Source organism: Amaricoccus sp. (assembly GCF_036846665.1).
Lineage (GTDB): Bacteria > Pseudomonadota > Alphaproteobacteria > Rhodobacterales > Rhodobacteraceae > Amaricoccus.
On sequence record NZ_DAIUBO010000251.1, the window covers coordinates 1 to 5,243 of the forward strand.

7 protein-coding genes are annotated in these 5,243 nt (G+C 68.4%); 5 read left to right on the top strand and 2 right to left on the bottom strand.

What is annotated here, in order from left to right; translation table 11 throughout:
* The first annotated feature begins 148 nt into the window (after positions 1-148).
* On the top strand, positions 149-460 hold the full coding sequence (locus V7050_RS17865) for a head-tail joining protein (protein WP_324375772.1): 312 nt from the start codon (positions 149-151) through the stop codon (positions 458-460).
* Positions 457-1,086 carry a DUF6441 family protein gene (locus tag V7050_RS17870; RefSeq protein ID WP_324375770.1) on the top strand — a complete coding sequence of 210 codons (630 nt, stop codon included), beginning with the start codon at positions 457-459 and terminating at the stop codon, positions 1,084-1,086. Before V7050_RS17865 ends, V7050_RS17870 begins: the two co-directional genes overlap by 4 nt.
* 24 nt (positions 1,087-1,110) lie before the next feature.
* Here the strand turns inward: V7050_RS17870 and chrA are convergent, their stop codons facing one another.
* Entirely contained in the window at positions 1,111-2,481 is a 1,371-nt protein-coding gene (gene chrA, locus V7050_RS17875; RefSeq protein ID WP_324375768.1) for a chromate efflux transporter, read from the bottom strand.
* A complete protein-coding gene (locus V7050_RS17880; RefSeq protein WP_324370151.1) occupies positions 2,478-3,299 on the bottom strand; it encodes a sulfurtransferase/chromate resistance protein in 822 nt (273 codons plus the stop codon). The genes chrA and V7050_RS17880 overlap by 4 nt, the downstream gene beginning before the upstream one ends.
* Positions 3,300-3,468: 169 nt before the next feature.
* Here V7050_RS17880 and V7050_RS17885 point away from each other — a divergent pair, with 169 nt between their 5' ends.
* From V7050_RS17885 to V7050_RS17895, 3 genes are all read left to right on the top strand, one after another.
* Positions 3,469-3,888 carry an acyl-CoA transferase gene (locus tag V7050_RS17885; RefSeq protein ID WP_324370149.1) on the top strand — a complete coding sequence of 140 codons (420 nt, stop codon included), beginning with the start codon at positions 3,469-3,471 and terminating at the stop codon, positions 3,886-3,888.
* A gap of 24 nt (positions 3,889-3,912) precedes the next feature.
* Positions 3,913-4,854: a phage tail tube protein gene (locus V7050_RS17890; RefSeq protein WP_324370147.1), complete on the top strand. Its 942-nt coding sequence runs from the start codon at positions 3,913-3,915 to the stop codon at positions 4,852-4,854.
* On the top strand, positions 4,854-5,243 hold a 390-nt coding region (locus V7050_RS17895), incomplete at its 3' end, for a hypothetical protein (protein ID WP_324410957.1). The genes V7050_RS17890 and V7050_RS17895, both read left to right, overlap by 1 nt.

Below are 5,243 nucleotides of genomic sequence, written 5' to 3' on the forward strand. Positions count from 1 at the left end.
TCGGCCACCAAGTTCGGCGTGCGCGCCATCAGCGAGGGCCTGCGCCAGGAGGTCATCCAGCATCTTCCGCCATCGGTGTGGCCGTCGAGGCGGTTGCGAGCGGCGCGGGCGACACCATCGGCCGCGTACGCCTGAACGCGGCCTTCTGATGAGCGCCTTCGCCGCCGCCGTGGGCGCGCTTTTTGCCGATCCCAACATCGGCCGGGACGCGGTCTACATCGCGGACGGCGGTGCGCCCGTGCTGGTGCGGGTCGTTGCCCGGCGCGCGGACGCGATCACCGACTTCGGCGACGCGCGGCTCTGGTCCGAGACCACCCGGATCGACCTGCGTGTCGCCGAGGTGGCGAACCCGCGTCCCGGCGACCGCTTGGAAATCGACGGCGATGCCTTCCTCATTCAGGGCGAGCCCGCCCGCGACCGCGAGCGGCTGGTCTGGACCGTGGATCTGAGGCCAGCGTGAAACTGAAGCTCGACATCGATCCCGACATCGTCGCGATGATGCAGGCCGAGATCGCGGTGGGCGAACGCGCCGTGACGGCCGCAATGCGCGAGGCCGGGACCGGGCTGAAGAGCGCATGGCGGTTCCAGATCACTGGCGCGGGGCTCGGCACACGGCTGGCCAACTCGATCCGGAGCCAGAACTTCCCGAGGTCGGGCGAAAGTCTGGAAGCCGCGGCGCTGGTCTGGTCGAAGGCGCCGGTCATCGTGGGCGCGCACGACACCGGCCCGCTGATCCGCTCGAAGGATGGCTTCTGGCTGGCGATCCCACTGCCCGCCGCAGGCAAGTCCCTGCGCGGCGGCAAGATCACGCCCGGCGAATGGGAGCGCCGCCGTGGCCTGCGCCTGCGCTTCGTCTATCGCCGGACGGGCCCGAGCCTGCTGGTCGCCGAGGGGCGGCTCAACACGAAGGGCCAGGCGGTAGTGTCGCGCTCGAAGACCGGGCGCGGTAAGGTGACCGCACCGATCTTCCTGTTGGTCCCGCAGGTCAAGCTGCCGAAGCGGCTAGACCTCGCACGAGACGCGGACCGGGCATTGGACAGCGTGCCGGGGCTGATCGTGGCGAACTGGGTGGAGGCGAAGATATAGTCGATCCCATTGCCGACGGATGCTTCAGGTCAGGCCCATCAGCGCCAGCGCCATGCCCGCCAGAGCGCAGCCGGCAAGGACCGTCACCGCCCCAAGCTTGAACCGAAACACCGCCACAAGAGCGGCCAGCACCAGCGCCGCAGCCGACAGGTTCAGCGACGACCAGACGGGGACATCGAGGTCGAGCCCGAAGGAAGCGATCGTCCTCACCTCGTCGAAGACCACATGCAGACCGAACCAGACTGCGAGGTTCAGGATCACGCCCACCACTGCGGCCGTGATCGCCGTCAGCGCGGCTGTGAGCACCGCGTTGTCGCGCAGACGCTCGATGAAGGGCGCGCCGAGGAAGATCCACAGGAAGCAGGGAACGAAGGTAACCCACGTCGTCAACAGCCCGCCAAGCGTTGCCGCCATCAGGGGCGACAGGCCGCTCGCCTCTCGGAAGGCGCCCATGAAGCCCACGAATTGCGTCACCATGATCAGCGGGCCGGGCGTGGTCTCCGCCATGCCAAGCCCGTCCAGCATCTCGCCAGGAGCGAGCCAGCCGTAGTTTTGCACCGCCTCCTGCGCGACATATGCCAGCACCGCATAGGCGCCGCCGAAGGTCACGACGGCCATCACGCTGAAGAAGCCAGCTATCTGTGAGAAGACATTGGCAGGGCCGAGCAAGGCGAACAGCAGGGCTACCGGCACCAGCCAAAGCGCGAGGAACGCCGCCGAGATGCGAAACGCCCACGCCCGGTTGACCTGCGTGTGGTCGGGCGACTCCTCGCCCAGCAGGGTGTCGGCGTCATCGACCTGCACCTTGCCCACCTTGCCGTGGCCGCCGCCGCCCCGGAACGCCGGCAGGTCTGCCCGGGCCCCGAAGAACCCGATCAGACCCGCTACCAGGATGATGAGCGGAAATGGCACCGCGAAGCCGAAGATCGCCACGAAGGAGGCGGCGGCAATGGCCAGCATGGCGGTGTTCTTCAGCGCGCGCGATCCAATGCGGATGACCGCCTGAATCACGATGGCGAGCACCGCCGCCTTGAGGCCGAAGAACAGCGCCTCGACAGGCCCGACATTGCCGTAGAGCGCGTAGACCCAGCTTAGCGCCATGATCGCCGCGACGCCCGGCAGCACGAACAGCACCCCCGCGATGATGCCGCCCAGCGTGCGGTGCATCAGCCAGCCGATATACACGGCAAGCTGCATGGCCTCCGGCCCCGGCAGCAGCATGCAGTAGTTCAGCGCGTGCAGGAACCGCTTCTCGCCGAGCCAGCGCTGCTCCTCGACGAGGATGCGGTGCATCAGCGCGATCTGCCCGGCGGGGCCGCCGAAGCTCAGGAGGCCGATGCGGGCCCAGATGCGGGTGGCCTCGGCCAGGGTGGGGTAAGCGCGGTCCTGCATCATTCTGGCTTCGGCTTGTTGGTCGGCCAGTTGTGAGTCTCGTCGGTGGCGTCCCGTGCCCATCGATAGAAGGCGTCGTAGAGCAGCACGCCGGCCTCGAGCTGTTCCAGATCGTCGGAATACATGCGCGACAGGCCGAGCGATGCAGCCAGCAGCCCCGCCGCCTCGGGCGCGAGGTCGAGCCGGGCGGTGTCCGCCCCGCGGACGATGGTCGCGAGCCGGTCGAGCGCCGGAATGGTGAGGCCGAACTCGGCCAGCATCACGTCGAAGGTGCAAAGCTCGTCGCGATGGCTCCAGAACACGTCCTCGATGTCGAAGGCCGCTGCCTCGTAGCGTTCGGCGACGCCCACCACCTCGGCCGGCGCTACGAACAGGATCACGGCGCGGGGGTCGAGAAAACGACGGATCAGCCAGGGACAGGCGATGCGGTCGATCTTCGGCCGAGACCGCGTCACCCAGACGGTCCGGCCCTGCGCATCGCGTGCGGGCAGCTTCGCCGGATCGATCAGAGGCAGACCGGCTGCGCGCCAGGCCTCGAACCCGCCGTCGAGGTATTCGGCCGGACAGCCCTCGGCGCGGAGCCAGGCCGCCGCGCCCTGGCTGCGGCGATGCCCGGCCTGGCATACGGCGATAGAAGGTTGACCAGCCAGCTGCGAGGCAAGCTCGGTCAGCGCGCGGTCGTCGCTTCGAATGGCGCCTGGCAAAAGCCTGGGGTCGGCGGTGAAGTCTTCGTCGGACCGCACGTCGATGAGCAGCGGGCTTCGAGGCGTGCCGATGATGCGGGAGAGCTTGTCGAACGAAATGGCATTGGGCGCAGGCATATGCGTTCCTCCGTCGCCGGGGTTGAACAGGAACGCGATCTTCGGCTGGCGCCTCGTGGGGAGCTCGCAATCCCCATCGCTTCAGTTACCGGCAACGCGCTGAAACTGTCAAGAATTGCAAAGGTCAAGCTGCCCGCGCGCGGGCGCTTCGGAAAGCAAACAGGTCCCCATGCCCAGCCCCCGCGAAACCATCCTCGCCGCGCTGCACGCGCGGCTCTCGGCGCTGCCCGCCACCACCCTGCGTGGAGAGGTTCTGCCCGAGCGCGTGCCCGCCGATGGGCTGCTGATCCTGTGCGACGGCGAGCCGGGCGAGCCCGAGGTGACGCTGTCGCCGCTGGCCTATCACTATCAGCACCGCGCCGAGATCGAGGCTGTCGTGCAAGGCACCAACCGTGACGCGGCATTCGACGCGCTCTGTGCCAGCATCGGTGCGGCGCTCGCCGCCGACCGGACGCTGGGCGGGCTCTGCGACTGGGTCGAGGCGGAAGGGCCACGGCCCGTCGATCTGCCGGTCGAGGGCGCGGCCAGCCTGAAGGCTGCCGTCATTCCGGTGGTGCTGCACTATTCCACGGCCGACCAACTGGCCTGATCCAACCGACCACAGGAGAACACCATGGCACGAGCCCAGGGGGCGCGGGCGCAGATGGCGCTTGCGTTCGAGACGACCTATGGCACGCCGCCCATGAGCGGCTTCACCCGCATGCCCTTCGCCAGCACCTCGCTCGGCGCGGAGCAACCGCTGCTGAATTCGGAACTGCTCGGCTACGGCCGCGATCCGCTGGCGCCGATCAAGGATGCGGTCACGGCCGATGGCGATGTCGTCGTGCCGCTCGACGCAGAGGCCTTCGGCTTCTGGCTCAAGGCCGCCTTCGGCGCGCCTACGACCACGGGTGCGGAAGCGCCCTACACCCACGAGTTCCAGTCGGGATCCTGGACGCTGCCCAGCATGTCGATCGAAACCGGCATGCCCGAGGTCCCGCGCTATGCGATATATTCCGGCTGCGTGCTCGACCAGATCACCTGGCAGATGCAGCGCTCGGGCCTGCTGTCCGCGACGGCGCGGCTGGTGGCACAGGGCGAGACGGTGGGCACGACGACCAGCGCCGGAACGCCTGCCGCGCTGGAGCTGAAACGCTTCGGCCATTTCAACGGGTCGATCACGCGCAATGGCACGGCGCTCGGCAACGTGGTCTCGGCCGAGATCACCTATGCCAACAATCTCGACCGGATAGAGACGATCCGAGACGACGGCCGCATTGACGGCGCGGACCCGTCCATCGCCGCGCTCACCGGCCGGATCGAGGTGCGTTTCGCCGACCAGACGCTGGTGACGCAGGCGATCAATGGCGAGGCCTGCGAGATGGAATTTGCTTACGTCCTGCCGTCCGGCGAGAGCTTCACCTTCACGGTGCACGCCGTCTACCTGCCGCGCCCACGCATCGAGATTTCCGGGCCGCAGGGCGTGCAAGCCACCTTCGACTGGCAGGCGGCGCGCGACAGCGTGGTCGGCCGAATGTGCACCGCAACCCTCGTGAACGATTTGGAGACGTATTGATGCTGACGCTCGACCTGACCAACGCGCCACGCTGGCATGACCTCGCGCCCGGCGTGCGGGTGCAGCTGCGCCCGCTGACCACCGCGCTGATGGTGGCGACGCGCAGCGATCCGGCTGTCGAGGCGGTGCCCGAGGACGCTTCCGACGAGGAGCGCGCGGTCGCCTTCGCCAAGGCGCTCGCGCGGCGGGCGGTGCTCGCATGGGACGGCATCGGCGACGCCGACGGCAACCCCATCGAGCCGGGCCCCGAGGCCATCGACGCGCTGCTCGATGTCTGGCCGATCTTCGAGGCTTTCCAGCTGACCTATGTGTCCAAGGGCCTGCTGCTGGAGCGGGAAAAAAACGCCTCCGCGCTCTCGCCGAATGGTCCTTCGGCGGGGGCGAGCGAT

Excerpts from the sequence above, each read along its gene's own strand:
- V7050_RS17885 (WP_324370149.1), top strand. The coding sequence starts at position 3,469 with ATGCCCAGCCCCCGCGAAACCATCCTCGCCGCGCTGCACGCGCGGCTC.
- V7050_RS17865 (WP_324375772.1), top strand. The coding sequence starts at position 149 with ATGAGCGCCTTCGCCGCCGCCGTGGGCGCGCTTTTTGCCGATCCCAAC.
- chrA (WP_324375768.1), bottom strand. The coding sequence starts at position 2,481 with ATGATGCAGGACCGCGCTTACCCCACCCTGGCCGAGGCCACCCGCATC.
- V7050_RS17890 (WP_324370147.1), top strand. The coding sequence starts at position 3,913 with ATGGCACGAGCCCAGGGGGCGCGGGCGCAGATGGCGCTTGCGTTCGAG.
- V7050_RS17880 (WP_324370151.1), bottom strand. The coding sequence starts at position 3,299 with ATGCCTGCGCCCAATGCCATTTCGTTCGACAAGCTCTCCCGCATCATC.